Origin of the sequence: Curtobacterium sp. PhB136, from assembly GCF_004346855.1 — a bacterium.
In the GTDB taxonomy this organism is placed as follows: domain Bacteria; phylum Actinomycetota; class Actinomycetes; order Actinomycetales; family Microbacteriaceae; genus Curtobacterium.
This window is the reverse complement of sequence record NZ_SMGH01000011.1, coordinates 137,411-150,445: the sequence shown is the minus strand read 5'-3', so window position 1 is coordinate 150,445 and position 13,035 is coordinate 137,411. Positions and strand designations below refer to the sequence as shown.

The 13,035-nt window shown below is 67.4% G+C and carries 12 protein-coding genes and 1 pseudogene; 6 read left to right on the top strand and 7 right to left on the bottom strand.

Annotated features, from left to right (window positions below):
- Positions 1-56: 56 nt before the first annotated feature.
- The 4 genes from EDF27_RS18660 to EDF27_RS18650 all read left to right on the top strand — a co-directional run bounded on the left by EDF27_RS18660 (position 57) and on the right by EDF27_RS18650 (position 2,828).
- The gene (locus EDF27_RS18660; protein WP_132050478.1) at positions 57-956 is read left to right on the top strand and encodes a hypothetical protein; all 900 of its coding nucleotides are present in this window, start codon (positions 57-59) and stop codon (positions 954-956) included.
- Between the two features lie 16 nt (positions 957-972).
- On the top strand, positions 973-1,539 hold the full coding sequence (locus EDF27_RS19875; protein ID WP_165931571.1) for a hypothetical protein: 567 nt from the start codon (positions 973-975) through the stop codon (positions 1,537-1,539).
- A gap of 77 nt (positions 1,540-1,616) precedes the next feature.
- Positions 1,617-2,177, top strand: a complete 561-nt coding sequence (locus EDF27_RS19870; RefSeq protein WP_165931570.1) for an HIRAN domain-containing protein — start codon at positions 1,617-1,619, stop codon at positions 2,175-2,177.
- Positions 2,178-2,261: 84 nt separating this feature from the next.
- On the top strand, positions 2,262-2,828 hold the full coding sequence (locus EDF27_RS18650) for a hypothetical protein (protein ID WP_132050474.1): 567 nt from the start codon (positions 2,262-2,264) through the stop codon (positions 2,826-2,828).
- Positions 2,829-3,719: 891 nt separating this feature from the next.
- On the opposite strand, the gene EDF27_RS18645 is transcribed toward EDF27_RS18650, so the two are convergent.
- The 3 genes from EDF27_RS18645 to EDF27_RS18635 are packed head-to-tail and all read right to left on the bottom strand — an operon-like array spanning position 3,720 to position 6,654.
- Positions 3,720-4,904 (bottom strand): MFS transporter, encoded by a 1,185-nt coding sequence (locus tag EDF27_RS18645; RefSeq protein WP_165931569.1) that lies wholly within the window; start codon positions 4,902-4,904, stop codon positions 3,720-3,722.
- Positions 4,905-4,948: 44 nt separating this feature from the next.
- On the bottom strand, positions 4,949-5,992 hold the full coding sequence (locus tag EDF27_RS18640) for an NAD(P)-dependent oxidoreductase (RefSeq protein ID WP_132050470.1): 1,044 nt from the start codon (positions 5,990-5,992) through the stop codon (positions 4,949-4,951).
- Positions 5,914-6,654 (bottom strand): SDR family NAD(P)-dependent oxidoreductase, encoded by a 741-nt coding sequence (locus tag EDF27_RS18635; RefSeq protein ID WP_132050468.1) that lies wholly within the window; start codon positions 6,652-6,654, stop codon positions 5,914-5,916. The genes EDF27_RS18640 and EDF27_RS18635 overlap by 79 nt, the downstream gene beginning before the upstream one ends.
- A 137-nt stretch (positions 6,655-6,791) precedes the next feature.
- On the opposite strand from EDF27_RS18635, the pseudogene EDF27_RS18630 reads away from it, so the two are divergent.
- Together EDF27_RS18630 and EDF27_RS20165 are read left to right on the top strand one after the other, a co-directional pair.
- Positions 6,792-7,352 (top strand): annotated as a pseudogene (locus tag EDF27_RS18630) (helix-turn-helix domain-containing protein); the annotation flags it as partial.
- A gap of 62 nt (positions 7,353-7,414) precedes the next feature.
- Positions 7,415-7,627, top strand: coding sequence for a hypothetical protein (locus EDF27_RS20165; RefSeq protein ID WP_347812808.1), 213 nt, complete (start codon positions 7,415-7,417; stop codon positions 7,625-7,627).
- 271 nt (positions 7,628-7,898) lie between these two features.
- Here EDF27_RS20165 and EDF27_RS18625 read toward each other — a convergent pair whose 3' ends face one another.
- The 4 genes from EDF27_RS18625 to EDF27_RS18610 form a co-directional block, all read right to left on the bottom strand.
- Positions 7,899-8,498, bottom strand: a complete 600-nt coding sequence (locus tag EDF27_RS18625; protein ID WP_132050466.1) for a GNAT family N-acetyltransferase — start codon at positions 8,496-8,498, stop codon at positions 7,899-7,901.
- A gap of 168 nt (positions 8,499-8,666) precedes the next feature.
- A complete protein-coding gene (locus tag EDF27_RS19980; protein WP_207909663.1) occupies positions 8,667-8,852 on the bottom strand; it encodes an SDR family oxidoreductase in 186 nt (61 codons plus the stop codon).
- 61 nt (positions 8,853-8,913) lie between these two features.
- A complete protein-coding gene (locus EDF27_RS18615) occupies positions 8,914-10,929 on the bottom strand; it encodes a beta-galactosidase (RefSeq protein WP_207909662.1) in 2,016 nt (671 codons plus the stop codon).
- Positions 10,930-10,934: 5 nt separating this feature from the next.
- Positions 10,935-13,004 (bottom strand): family 43 glycosylhydrolase, encoded by a 2,070-nt coding sequence (locus EDF27_RS18610; protein ID WP_132050462.1) that lies wholly within the window; start codon positions 13,002-13,004, stop codon positions 10,935-10,937.
- Positions 13,005-13,035 lie beyond the last annotated feature (31 nt).

The following is a 13,035-nucleotide window of genomic DNA, read 5'->3' as shown; positions in this document are numbered from 1 at the left end:
CCGCGGACCTCACCGACGTCCTCGCTGTCCTCAAACTCGCCGGCCTGCACGCGGTCGTGGAGTCCCACGACAGGATCCGCCTCGCCGACGGACGCCGAGCGCGCCTTCACACCGCCACGAAGAACCCCCGCACCGAACCGCAGGACGACTCTGAGCTGATCCTGCTGGTACCGCGGGTGCTGTCACCGTCGCTGATCGCGCTCGCGGAACAGAACGCGAACGTCCTCCTCGTCGACGTCGAGCGGCGGCGCGTTTGGGCGGACGGGAAGCAGCGGTTGGGTAGCTGGGATCGGTGGAAGGACGCCGCCCCGATCTACATCACGTTCGCTGTGGCACGGATGCTCGCCGTGAACGGGGCCACCTTCGACGAACTTGTCGAACGTGGCGGATTCACGCCAGGGCAAGTCGATGACGCACTCGCGCGACTCGGCAAACGCGTGCACCGCACCAGCATCGGATGGGAATCCCGTCAGGTCGGCGGCCTCGTGGACTTTTTGATCGCGTGCTATCCCGGGGTGGGTGGAATCCGCGCGAGATGGCGGTCAGCGTTGCCGATTCAGCATCAAGCAGAAGTTCTGATCGGTGCGGGCTGCCTGATGTCGGGCAGGTGGGCAACCGAACGCGACGCATCCCGGTTCCGGCCCGACCACGTTCCGCCGCCGTTCCGCCTCGTCGCCTATGCCTCGGCCGAGATCGACATGCCCGGACTCGGCTTCGAACCCGAAGACCACGACTACGCCGGCACCGAAGTCATCCTTCCCGCCGACCCCACCATCTTCCCCACCGCGAAGGCAGCCGGGTACAGCAACCACACGGACGACTTCATCACCGCCAACACACTCCTCCGCGCCGACACCCGCAACGACGACGACAACAAAGCCCTCCACGACATCCGCAACCGGCTCCAGTTCCTCGCCGACACCGTCTACGACCTCCGCTGGAATCTTCCATCGTGACCAACACCAAACCGAGATGAGGATCGACAACACGCTGGCAGCGTCAGGAGCCCTCGAGCTCCTGCCCTCCCTACTGCTGGCCCCGGACGCGGAGGCCGAGGAAGAGCTCTGGTACCGCGACAACGACACCCGCACCGCATGGGAACCGCTCGACAACCTGCAGCAGGCGAAGGACATCATCCGTGCACGCACCCCGCAGAACCCGTGGGCGGCGATCATGCGCACCTTCGACCTCGCCGACGTCGGCACGTTCGGCAGCGTGAACACCTTCGAAGTCCTCGGCTGGGCAGACCGCGTGTACGTCTGCGGCGATGTCTCCAGAGTCGGTTACCAGTGGCGGTGGTCGTGCTGGCCCGTCACCGCACGACCAGACGGTGGCGCCAGGACCCGAGTCGGGCCGCGCTGGTACCAGGCCGACGTATACGAGGCGCAGGTAGTCACGGTCAACGACGCCATCGCTCAGCTCGTTCCAGCACTGCATGCGGTCCCCGAGGCCCCGAATCAGGCGCCCGGGTTCCTGTGGCTGCCGCGAGAACTGGACGTGGCGTTGAATCAACACTTGCGGACACCGATCGACGGGTAGCCGCTTGGGGCAACCGGGGAGACGTGCCCTCGAGTGGGGCATTGCAGCCGAGTCGAAAGCGTCCGTACGCTTCGATCGTGGCTGCCTTGCTCGTCGTCCTCTGCGCATTGGTGATCGCGTACTTCGCCGTCCGCGCGCTCCGGCACCAATCGAAACGGGCTCCGCGTTCATCCACCCCGCCGGACACGAACTCGCAGCCAGCGAAGCCGGAGGTCGCGACCGCTGCGACTGCTGCACCGCTGCAAGCGGCAGCACAAGAACGTCGAGAGCATCACCCCGACTTCAGCGACGCCGAGGACCTCACATTGCTGGCCGCTTCCCGGTTCCGAGTCAAGGGTACCTTCGCCTACGTGCCGGACCGGGACCGCCACTCGGTCGGCGGGCACGAGTACTGGCTCGCGCGCGAACCACGGAACCGACATGACAAGAACGCCGTCGCCGTCTGGGACGCCACACGAAAAGTCGGCCACATCTCCGCAGCCAAGGCACGCCTGTTCGCCCCAGAACTTGACCGCATCGGCGCGGCAGCGTTCCGCGTCCGCGGCGAACCACCAACCGACCGGATCTCGCTCTTCGTTCACCTGCCGAACATCGCCGGCGTCCGCGGCCACCCACCCGTCAGACGGGAATCCCCCTGACCAGGGGCGCCCTGCAAACTCGATCCGCCACCCTCCGCAAGGGACCGCTTGACGGGCACTGGACTTCGCCGCATAGCTCCCCATATGACTGACAACCCGCTCGAGAACTTGAGCTCCAACGCGGAGACCGCAGCCAAGCCCCTCACTCTGACCGGCGCCGCAGAACTCCTCGCACAGATGACCGTCGGTAGCGTCCTCGTGGTCAGCGAGACTCGCGACAACGCTCGCTTCGTCCTCCTCCGCACGGAGCACCATGGACGTCCGCGCTGGTGGAGTGCCCCGCTCCACCCCGCCCACTTCGTCAGCGACGCAATGTTCGACATCGCCGACCTCCTCGGACACTCCGCCGCCCACGCGGTGCTCGTCCGCACAGACTCCGACCGTTCGTTCGATCTCCCCGACAACGCACTCGACGGCCCATACAGCTACACCACCCGAGTGCCCACCTGGCGTGGTGAGCTGCTCCTCGACCTCGGCCGCGCAGCGCCAGATGGAACGGTCATCGCCATCTACGCCGACGGGCAACCCTTCGCCGTCGTGAAACCGGGGCGAGATTCATGGAGCGTGGCCTCGGAGGGCTCGACCGCCCTACTCACCGTCCAGGCGCGGCAAGCTCTTGTCGGGCATCGCTGCACGCTGTTCAGAGCTTGACGGTATGGATGAGCTCGACCGCTCCTCAGCTCTATGGCGCAGCCCACTCGCCAAACCCACGCCGCGAGCTTCGTCTCGCCCCGGCCCGCTTCCACCAGACCGCATCACGAGTCATGCTCCGAGCAACCGCATCATCGCGGCGGATGAGCCGATCCGGCAGCTGGAACCAGGCGTACACCGGCATCGGCTGCTCAAGCTCCCGCACGTCCGCGCCGCGTGCCGATTCCTCCAGCGAGAACGGCTGCGGCGGCACCCAACGATTCGAACGACGACGACCCACGAAACGGATCGTACGAAGAGGCACCGACGCTCGAGGCGCGGCCGTATGACGCACCCGCAATGAGATTCGTTCCGGACCACCTATGTGCGACGGAGATGCTCGCCGCCGCGTACGTCGATTCGTCACAGCAACCTGAGGAAGCGACGCGACCAGTCAAGGACCGCTCATCGGACGGAGCGAGAGCGAGGGGTGGTGAGTCCCTCGCTCCCCTTCCCACCGCGCTGATCGACAGTGGTGAGGTGTACTCCCTCTTGCCTCCTTGTTGTTGTTGTCGCCGTCGTACAGTGAGCTGGTGGATGCTCGGGCGACGTCCGGGTGCACAGACCTCCCTGGACATGGGTTGGTGCGTTGGACGGCCCAAGAACTGACGCTTCCCGATGGCAGCGTGTTCGCGACCGTGCTCGAAACGGCGATGGCAGTGACGGTGCGCCCCTGAGCGAGGCAGGTCGGGACTAGCTCGTCTTCTGGGAAAGCCAGAGCGCATAGCCGCATCCCGGCGTCGGAACGTGGTCGCGGCAAGAGGTCGCCCCTTGGGACACTGCAGACAGTGCCGGGCGCGGAGGACCGTAATCGTCGATGCTTGGTGGTGCCGACTTGCGTGCTCTCGATGCTCAGCGCGGAGCGGCAGGTGCTCCGTTGGGTGCTGCGCTGGGCAGTATGGGTCGGGTACGCAACGCGACGGCGAATGCGATTGCGGACAGGATCATGATGAGGATGAGGTAGGCGATGGCGGTGGGCAGGAGCCCAGCGAGCGTGGTGCTCACCCCGGCGGCTACGGCTGGGATGCCCACTGCGAGGTATGCGACGACGTAGATGCTGGACACCATTCCGGCGCGGGATCGGGCGTAGGCGAGTCGGACCAGTGCTCGGTAGAGGCCGAGGTATGCCAGCCCCCACCCGACGCCGGCGATACCGCTGCCGATGAAGAGCAGCACTGGCGCTGACAGGCATATGGAGAGCAGTGCTGTGGCTGTTCCGGTGAGGAGGATGCCGAGCCCGAGCCTGGACAGCACTGCCACTGGTGCGGCGCGCAGTGGGATGGAAGCGAGACTGCCGGTGCCGGTGAGGAGCGCGACGATCACCGTGTCGAGAACGGTGTTTCCCGAGTTCGTCATGGTTGCGCTGAGCTTGGGCCCCAGCGCCAGGTAGAAGGCGCTGAGCGCCCACACTGCGACGAACCCGGGGACCGCGGCGAAGAACGCGCTCCTGGCCGGTGCCGGGACGGACACTGTGGGCCGCAGGCTTCGCAGCGCCCCGGGTCGGCGTTCCGTGCTTTCGGGCAGGCAGAGCACTCCGATGGTGGCCGCGGTGAGGAGGACGATGAGGACTGCCCAGATCAGGTGTGTGGGGGCGGGCCCGTACTGGACGAGCGCGGCGGCACCGAGGGAACCAGTAGCCATCGCCAAACCCGGCACGATCGTGCTGGCAAGAGCGGCGCGCCCACTGCCCGGGGCTTCGACGTCCAGGAGTGCGGAGGTTGCGGCTGCGGTGGCGGCGCCGGCGCCGAGGCCTTGCAGGAGTCGGGCGATCAGGATGCCGGTCACGCCATGGGCGGTGAGGAACGTGATCATCGAGGCGATGGTGATCAGCAGCGCCGCGATGGTGATGGGGCGGCGTCCGATGTGGTCGGAGAGGCGCCCGAACACCAGCAGCGCTCCGAGGAGGGCGATGGCGTAGACGGCGAAGACCACTGTGAGGAGCGCGGAGGTGAAGTGCCACTCCTGCTGGTACACGGCGTAGAGCGGCGACGGCGCGGTCGAGCCGAGCAGCACCACCGCAAGGGCGGCGGCGTACACGGTGAACACTCTGCCGTTGGGTCTGCTGCTGCGGTAGCCGGCGCTCATCCCAACCGTCCGGCGGATTCTCCGAGGCGACGGGCGCCATCCGCCCCGTCAGCGACGATGCCTTCCACAGACGCAGGGTCCGCTTCGCTGTCCCGCATAGCGTCGGCGAAGATGTGCATGTCGAGCAGGCACACCTCGGAGAGGTGCTCGGCGGTTTCGGGGGTGATCATCGTGCCGAGCAGCTCGAGCGCGCGACTTCCGGCGCTGCCGAGTCGGAGGGCGCTGACAAGTGCTGGAACGTCGGTGCCGATGGTCGACGCGACGGCCAGGATGTCAGCGATGGCGTGCTGGTTCATCAGCATCAGCGCGTTGTTGAACAGTTTCGCCTGCTGTCCGGACCCGGCCGGTCCGAGGTGCAGGACATGTGCCGAGAACGCGTCGAACACTGGACGCGTTGAGTCGAACACGACCCTGTTGCCCCCGACGATCGTGGTGAGGGTCCGGTCGGCTGCGGCGGGACGGCCGCCGGAGACGGGCGCGTCGAGGACTTCGATGGCGTGCTGGGCGCCGAGCGCTGCGAGTTCGCGGGCGGTGGCCGGGGTGCCGGTGCCGTGGTTGACGAACACGGCGCCCTGGTGCATCGCGGGGATGGCGGTTCGTGCAATGTCGAGGACGGCGTCGTCGGTGGAAACGCAGATGGCGAGCACGTCGACAGCGGCGGCGAGCTCAGCGACGGAATCCTGTCTCGTGAAGCGGAACGGGACGTGCTCGAGGGTTTCCGGGCGGCGTGCCCAAAGGTGCAGGGGGAATCTGGCTGCTGCGATGGCAGCGGACATTGGCAGGCCCTGGTCTCCGAGTCCGACGAACCCGACGGCGGGGGTCGTGGCAGCGGTGTGCAACAGTGTTGTCCTTTCGAGACAGTACCCCGCGCGCTGCGCGGCGGAGCGGCAGTGCGCGGAACCAGCGGACGCTGGGGCGCAGCCGGTTCCGGCGTGCCCCAGCGTCATGGATTGCGGGCGGATCAGCGTCCGGGGAGGGTGGTGAGTGACTGCGAACGCTGCTCGAGCATTGCGGCGTAGTTGCCGTCGCGCTCGGCCCATCGCAGTGCCTGTGCACGCTCGACGACGATCTCGTTCGGGGTCGGGGTCTGGGTCAGCAGGCCGAGGACCTCGTCGAGGAACGCATCCAGCGGCAACGCGTTCGGGTTCACCTTCTCCTGCCCCGCGGTGGCGACCGCCGGCGGGACGAGCTCGGTGACGCCGACGCCGGTGCCTGCGAGGTGCTGGCGGAAGGACTCGCTGTATGCGTGCACGGCGGCCTTGGTCGCACCGTAGGTTGCCATGAGGGGGAATGGCATGAACGCGATGCCGGAGTTGACGGTGATGAAGTCACCGTGACCCTGGCCGATGAGGTGCGGGGTGAACGCGTCGAGGACGCGGATGGTGCCGAGCAGGTTGATGTTGATCGTGGTCTCCGCCTGCGCGAAGTGCGCCGGGTCGCGGAGGTCCTCGAAGATCATCACGCCCGACATCGTCACGACCAGGTCGAGGTTCGGGTGCGCCGCGAGCACTTCGTCGCGGGCTCGGGTGATCGAGTCGGGGTCGGTGACGTCGATGGTGACGGTTTCGAGGTCGTCGACCTGGCTGGTGTTGCGGCCGCCGACGATCACGGTGGATCCGGCGTCAGCGAAACGGCGTGCGAGTCCTCGGCCGATGCCGGAGGTGCCTCCGACAATGAGGACGGTGCGGTTGTTGATGTCCATGTCAGCTTCCTGTTCCTGTGTGATGACGGATACGAGATGATCGTGCCGAGAACGCAGCGGCCGTGGCAGTGCCCCCGTGATCCAGGGGTGTGGCAGGGCACCCCTTCTGTGCTGCGCCGGTCAGTACCGTGATCGTCATGGACGACTTGAACGCGACGAACCAGCTCGGTGAGTACCTGCAGGCGCGACGCAATCTGGTCACCCCGCAGCAGGTCGGGCTTCCGGCGGGGAAGAACCGGCGGGTGACCGGGCTCCGACGTGAGGAAGTCGCACTGCTCGCGGGTGTCAGTCTCGACTACTACCTGCGGCTCGAACGTGGCCGTGACAGCAATCCGTCGCCGCAGGTGTTGGAATCGCTGGCGCGAGTGTTCCAACTCGATGACATCGAGACGGAGTACCTCCTCGGTCTCGGAACGCACCGCCCGCGGCCGCGGCGTCGCCGTACCGTGGAGCGCGTGCCGGCGCGGCTGCACCAGCTCCTGACCGCGCTTGAGATCCCGGCGTTCGTCGAAGGCCGCTACTTCGACGTCCTCGCATCGAACGAGATCGCGAGAGCCTTCTCGCCCCGCCTGGCACCGGGCCAGAACCGGCTCCGGTCGCTGCTGCTCGATGCCGAAGAGCGCGAGTTCCAGGACGACTGGGAGAACGCAGTCGTCGACGCGATCGCATCGTTCCGGCACCTGATCGGCGATGACATCACCGACACCCGTGCAGTGGAGATCGTCGGGGAACTCTCGTTGGCCAGTGCCCGGTCCGATCAATCTGGGCACGCCAGGATGTACGGCAACTCGCCGGGAACTCCGCCGTCATCCATCACCCGACCGTGGGAACGATGCAGATGCACCGGGAGAAGTTCCCCGTCGGTGGGCTGCTTCTGGTCGTCTACTACCCGGACGCGGACAGCGACAGCGCCGACAAGATCCGCCTCCTCGTGTCCCTCGCCGCCGACCGCAGCAGCGAACCCGCGCGCTGAAACCGCCGAGCACAGCCCTGGCTGCTGCTGGAAGGCCGACTCCCGCTGGACTCGGTCCGTCCGCACCCCCCGCAGCACACTGTCGAGCATCCGGTCACCGGAGACGTGAGCCTCGTCTCCGGCGGACAGCGCTAGCGGGTCGCGTCGGCGCCGCCGTCCGAGAGAGCCTGAACTCGGTATGGCAAATCGGTTCCTCGACGATGCTCTGCGCCGGTGATCGCGGCAGAGCATCGTCGAAATGCGAGGCCGACAAACGAACCTCCGCCGCGCTTCACACCGTGGTCCGACTAGCGGCCGCCGAGACGGTCTTCCGCATCACCGTCTTGCTCTTCCCGATGTGGCGCTCGAATGTGAAACCGGCTTGTTCGAACATCGCCCTGGTGCCGTTGTGCAGGAACGACGACGACGTGCGCTTGCCGGGCGCGAGCTCGTTCGGGAACGATACGACCTCGCCGCCACCGGCCTCCGCGATCAACGCGAGTGCACCGTCCAGCGCCTCACGAGCGACACCGGACCGACGGTGGTCGCGGTCCACGAAGAAGCAGGTGATCCGCCACGGCGGTGGTGCGGGTTCGCCAGCGTCGTACTGCTTGCGGTGGTAGATGTTCGGAAGCTCCACCGGGCTGCCGAACTGGCACCACGCGATCGCGTCATCGCCGTCGAACACCGGCGCGGCGTGCGCGATCCCTTCGCCGACGAGGCGTTCCTTGAAGGTCGCTCGGTCGTGCTCGCTCTTGACCGTGGCATCGGTGTCGCCGTGGAAGTAGGAGCAGTAGCACCCACCCCAGACCCCGTTGTGCTTCGCCGCGAGGGCTCTCCACGCGGGGAAGGTCTCCGTCGTGAGGGACTTGATCACATGCTTCGCTGTCATGTCCTGCCACCAGTTCTGTCAAGATTTTCCACGCGGCTTCGGTACCTACGCGACGCCGGGCCACACGGTGTCGGAGCCTGCGGAAATGACGGCAGCGCTACTTCCCGGAAGCGTAACTGGGCGCGACCTAAAGCGCACGGTTCGCTCTTCGCAATTGCTCGTACCGTCTCAATCAGGATCAACAGCTACAGGGTTGGCGGCGTTGTTCGCGTCGATGATGCCCGGGGTCTTTTTCTCCCACTCGTCCATCATCTCCGTCGTGGTCCCGCCGGGCGTCATGCCGTTCACACGGGTCCCCTCCGCTGCCCAGGTGACAGCTACGGTCTCTGTGACGCTGTTCAGTGCACGCTTCATCGCCCATACGCCGGCAGGGGCGGTACGGCGCGGCGGCTGCCGATACTAGACGTGTTGATGATCACGCCCCCTCCGGACTTCCGCATGAGTGCGGCTTCGGCGACCATGGCGACCCGGTGGGCGCGGAAGTTGACGGAGAACTGCCGTGACGGCGGACCATCGCATTGAACGGGTCGACGGTGACGCCGTCGACCGTCACGGCACGGGCCGTGTGGTTCAGCAGGAACTCGACCGGTCCGCGGCGGACGCGTTCGGTCCCCTCGGGTAGCGGCGGCCACGGAACCGAAACCGCAGCGTGCTCCAGGACAGCCTTGACCAAAGTGTCGAGGTCGGACGGTGCGGTCGCCACGTACCAGGCGCTGCCGCCAGCGGCGCCCGGCCGACGGGTGATGGCCGGCAGCCCGTCGAGGAATCCGCCCGCGAACGTGCTGAGCACCTCGGCGTCGTGCACCCGGACGACCTCACCCCACTCGGTCGCCTCGCCGCCGGCGAGTCCGTCGATCCTGAACGCCGGGAGCGTCCCGCCCGCCGGTGCCGCCGCCGGTGCGAACTCCTCGACGTGCACCCCGAGGACCCGCTGGAGCGCGCCGAGGTACCCGTCTAGGACGGCGCGGAGTCGCTCGTCGAGGATGCCCGTCTGGTATCCGACGACGAGTTCCCCGCCGTCGTCGACGAACGACGCGAGGTTCTGCTGCGCGGCCGCGGGCAGCACCTGTACGGCCGGCGCCACGACCACCCGGTATCCGCCGAGGTCGCCGCTGGGCGAGACGAAGTCTACGAGTACGCCACGTCGCCACAGCACGGTGTACCAGCGTCGGACGATCGCAGCGTAGTCGAGCTGTGCGGGCGTCGCCTGCTGCTCGATTGCCCACCAGCTGTCCCAGTCGAGGACGATCGCGACGTCCGCCGTGAGCGTCGTCCCGACCACGTCCGCCAGGTCCGCGAGGTCGGCACCGAGCTCCACGGTCTCGCGGAACACCCGGGTGTCCGTGCCGGCGTGCGGCACCATCGCAGAGTGAAACTTCTCCGCTCCCGCCCGGGACTGCCGCCACTGGAATTGCATCACGCCGTCGGCCCCACGGGCCACCGCCTGGAGCGACAGCGTGCGGTGCCATCCGGCCGGGACGACCGCGTTCTGGGGCCGCCAGTTCACGGCGCTCGTGGCCTGTTCCATGAGGATCCACGGCTTCCCGGCGCCGAGCGACCGCATCAGGTCGCGGGTGAGCGCGGCCCGGACATGGGCGTCGGGTTCGGCCGGGTCGACGTAGTGGTCGTCGGAGACGAAGTCGACCTCACGCGCCCACGCCCAGTAGTCGGACGGCTTATAGAGCCCCATGAAGTTGGTCGTCACGGGGACGCCGGGACTGACTTCGCGGAGGATCGCGGCCTCGGCCCGGAGGACGCCGAGCCACGCGTCCGACGAGAACCGGTCCCAGTCCAGCAGCTGCGTCGGGTTCAGGAAGGTCGGCGCCGCTCGCGGTGGGACGACCTCCTGCCAGTCCGAGTAGGCCTGTGACCAGAAGCTGGTGCCCCACGCCTCGTTGAGGGTGTCGAGGTCGCCGTAGCGGTCCTGGAGCCAGGTCCGGAACGCCTTGGCGGACTCATCCGAGTGGTCGTACGGCACGTGACACGCGAGCTCGTTATTCACGTGCCAGGCGACAAGTGCTGGGTGGTCGCGGTACCGCTCGGCGATCGCCCGCACCAACCGGTCCGCGTACCGACGGTAGGTCGCGGAGCTCGGCGAGTACTGCTGTCGGCTGCCGACTGACAGCGTGACGCCGTCCGCGGTGACGGGCAAAACGTCGGGGTGGGCCGTCGTCAGCCAGGGCGGCGGCGAGGCGGTGGCGGTCGCGAGGTCGACCCCGATGCCGCCCGCGTGCAGCCGGCCGAGCACGTCGTCGAGCCAGTCGAAGGCGAAATACCCGTCGCGCGGCTCGAGCTTCGCCCACGAGAACACGCCGACAGTCGCGACCGTCACCCCGGCCCGCTGCATGAGACGGACGTCCTCGTCCCAGACGTCGCTCGGCCACTGTTCCGGGTTGTAGTCGCCGCCGTACCAGATCCTGTCGGTCGTCACGGCCCTCATCCTTCCGTGCGCACAAGGCGGATCGAGTCGAACAGCAGCGCGTTCGCCGATCCCGTGCCACCGGCCTCGAAGCGGATGGTCATCGCTCCGGCGGGCAGACGGATGCCGTCGAGCGTGCGGTCGGTCCAACCCGCGGCACCGTCGGCCAGGTCGAGCGAGTACTCGGTTCCGTCCGCGCCGGTGACACGGACGCGGGCGTGGTCGAGCGTGCCGGTCACCTGCGACGTGAACGTCAGCCGGTAGTCACCGGCGGGCACCGAGTCCGTCTGGCTCAGCGCGCCCGAGAACGGTGCGGCGCTGCGGAGCTTGCCGGACCACCGGGAGTTGTCGGCGCCAGGGGTGCTGTTGGTGACGAATGCAGCGTTGGTCGTGCCGGGGTCCGCGGTCGTCGTCCAGCCGGTAATGGACGGGACGGACACCCGGTCGGCGTCGAAGTCGGGGTTGCGGACGACGTTGTTGCCGGCTCCAACCTGCCACGCGCCGGTGGTGGCGTTCAGGCCCCACTCGCTGAACGAGTTGAAGTGCGGTGTGCCGTCGGCGTCGATGGTGAGTGGCTCCCACACGTTGTAGCCGAGTCCGTTCCACGCGAAGTCGGACCAGCGGTCTCCGGCGTAAACCACGGTGTCCTGCGTCGTGCCGTGCACCGTGACGAAGAAGCCACTCTGGCTGACGTGGCTGTAGTCCTGTTGGGAGCCGTCGAGCACGGCGTCGGCGGTGTACGGGCCAGTGATGCTGTCACCGACGGAGCGGATGATGTGCGTGGTCGATGCGTTCCAGCCGTGCAGGTCAGAGCTGGCGACGTAGTAGTGACCGTTCGCCTTGAACATCGTGTTGCCCTCCCGCCCGGCCGGGACCGAACCGATCTGAGTGCCGGCGCCGATGCTCAACGAGTCGGCGTCCGAGATCTTGCTGACGAACTGGGTCTCACGTCCGGACGGCTTTGAGTACACCAGGTAGTCGCTTCCGTCGTCGTCGGTGAACACGGTCTGGTCGCCGGTGCTCTGGTAAGCGATGCCCTGGATGCCGATCTGGATCGCCGCGTAATGGAAGTCGCCCGTCGGCGAGTCGCTCTGCAGGAACAACTCGGCGCTGTCCGTCCCCTTCACGCCGTACTTGTTCCCCATCTGGGAGATGATCGTGTACTTGCCGGTGTGCTCGTTGTAGGTCACCCCGAGTCGGCCAAGCCAGGAGGTATCTCCGAGGTCGTCCATCTTCGAGAACGAGTTCGGTGTCGGGTCCTGCTCGTTCGAGATGTACACCGGAGTCTCGGGCGTCGCCACCTCGTTCTCGAACTTCCAGTGCACGAGGTCCTGGGAGGAGTACACCGTGATCGCATCGAACACGGTATCGGCGTTGAGGTTCGTGGGGTTCTCGTAGTACTTGACGGCACCGGTGTACTTCACCCCATACCAGTAGTAGGTGTCGCCGAAGCGGAACACCCCGCCGCCTTGGGAGTAGATCGGGTTGCCGTCGGTGTCCTTCCAGAACTCGTCGTTGCGGATCGTGCCGAGCGTGCCCTGGTCGATGGTCGCGAGACGGCCAGCGGCGGCGAGGAGCTCGTCCTTGGCCGCGACGACGGCCCTCGCGCTCGGGCCGACGGCCTTCAGCAGGCTCCGGGCGTGGTGGAGCGCGAGGGTGAAGGGCCGCCAACTCTCGGGCGTGTGGTCCGACTGCTGGCGTGCGCCGTAGGTCACGACGTCCTGCCGTAGACCGGAGACATCGACGAGCGATTGCTTCGCCGCACGCAGGCGGTCGTACGCGGCCGTCCGGGTGGCCGCGTCAGCATCGCTCGCCGCGATGGCCGCGGCGGTGGTCCGCACCGGTGCGAACTTCCGCCACGAGGCGATCGTGAAGTCGCCGGCATCGAGCGCCGCGACTGAGGCGGAGAGCTGGCCGAGGTCGTCGCGGACGCGGTCCGGAGCGGGTGCGGTCGTGGTGCTGTCGGTGCTGGACGCCGGCACCGTCGTATCCGCGGCTGCGGACAACGCCGGTGCGGCGATCGTGATGCCGGTAATGAGTGCCGTGACGAGCACGACCCTGTGCGCTGCTGTTCGTCGGAGATGCATCGGAGGTTCCCTTTCTCAGGCGTCGTCGTCG